Source organism: Roseibium sp. (assembly GCF_048260565.1).
GTDB lineage: Bacteria > Pseudomonadota > Alphaproteobacteria > Rhizobiales > Stappiaceae > Roseibium.
This window is the reverse complement of sequence record NZ_JBLXGP010000029.1, coordinates 2,161-3,888: the sequence shown is the minus strand read 5'-3', so window position 1 is coordinate 3,888 and position 1,728 is coordinate 2,161. Positions and strand designations below refer to the sequence as shown.

The window sequence follows — 1,728 nt, the reverse complement described above, 5'->3', positions numbered from 1 at the left end:
GCCAGAGGCCGCTTCCCCCTCCGTGCATGAAGGAGATAGACCATGAATCATGAGGTCATGAACCTGTTCAATCAACAGGCTCCCGCTCAGACCTTCGACAGCATCCGGATCTCGCTGGCGAGCCCGGAAAAGATCATGTCTTGGTCTTTCGGCGAAATCAAAAAGCCGGAAACTATCAACTACCGTACCTTCAAGCCGGAACGGGATGGCCTGTTCTGCGCGCGCATCTTTGGCCCGATCAAGGACTACGAATGTCTTTGCGGCAAGTACAAGCGCATGAAGTACAAGGGCGTCATCTGTGAAAAGTGTGGCGTCGAAGTTACCCTCAGCCGCGTTCGCCGCGAGCGTATGGGCCACATCGAGCTGGCAGCTCCTGTCGCTCACATCTGGTTCCTGAAGTCCCTGCCGAGCCGCATCGGTTTGCTGCTCGACATGACGCTGAAGGATCTGGAGCGCGTTCTCTACTTCGAGAACTACGTGGTTCTCGAGCCGGGCCTGACCCCGCTGAAGCAGCACCAGCTTCTTTCCGAAGAAGACTTTGTGGCTGCCCAGGACGAGTACGGCGAAGACGCTTTCACCGCCATGATCGGTGCGGAAGCAATCCGTGAAATCCTCATGAGCCTCGATCTCGAAAAAGAGAGCGAGAAGCTGCGTGTCGAGATCGCGGAAGCGACGACGGAACTAAAGCCGAAGAAGCTGGCCAAGCGCCTGAAGGTCATCGAAGCGTTCATGGAATCCGGCAACCGTCCGGAATGGATGATCATGACCGTTGTCCCGGTCATCCCGCCGGATCTTCGTCCTCTGGTTCCGCTGGATGGCGGTCGTTTCGCGACTTCGGATCTGAACGATCTGTATCGCCGCGTCATCAACCGTAACAACCGTCTTAAGCGCCTGATCGAGCTGCGTGCGCCGGATATCATTATCCGTAACGAAAAGCGCATGCTGCAGGAGTCCGTTGACGCCCTGTTCGACAACGGCCGCCGCGGCCGTGTCATCACCGGTGCCAACAAGCGTCCGCTGAAGTCGCTGTCCGACATGCTCAAGGGCAAGCAGGGCCGCTTCCGCCAGAACCTTCTCGGCAAGCGCGTCGACTATTCCGGCCGCTCGGTTATCACCGTGGGCCCGGAACTGAAGCTGCACCAGTGCGGTCTGCCCAAGAAGATGGCGCTCGAGCTGTTCAAGCCGTTCATCTACTCGCGTCTCGACGCCAAGGGCTTCTCCTCCACGGTGAAGCAGGCCAAGAAGCTGGTTGAAAAAGAGCGTCCGGAAGTATGGGATATCCTCGACGAAGTGATCCGTGAGCACCCGGTTCTCCTGAACCGCGCTCCGACCCTTCACCGTCTCGGTATCCAGGCGTTCGAACCGACCCTGATCGAAGGCAAGGCCATCCAGCTGCACCCGCTCGTCTGTTCGGCCTTCAACGCCGACTTCGATGGTGACCAGATGGCTGTTCACGTACCGCTTTCGCTGGAAGCCCAGCTTGAAGCGCGTACGCTGATGATGTCCACGAACAACATTCTGCACCCGGCAAACGGTGGTCCGATCATCGTTCCGTCGCAGGATATCGTTCTGGGTCTCTACTATCTGTCGATCATGGCAGAGAACGAGCCGGGCGAAGGCATGGCATTCGCCGATATCGGTGAGATCCATCACGCGATCGCCAACAAGGTCATCACGCTGCACACCAAGATCAAGGGCCGCTTCAAGTCCGTCGATGCCGATGGCAAC

Annotated in this window: 1 protein-coding gene; it reads left to right on the top strand. The window is 58.1% G+C overall.

The window, feature by feature from the left end; translation table 11 throughout:
* Positions 1 to 42: 42 nt before the first annotated feature.
* A partial coding sequence (gene rpoC / locus ACN0SO_RS27045; RefSeq protein WP_417682954.1) for a DNA-directed RNA polymerase subunit beta' occupies positions 43 to 1,728 on the top strand: 1,686 nt, incomplete at its 3' end.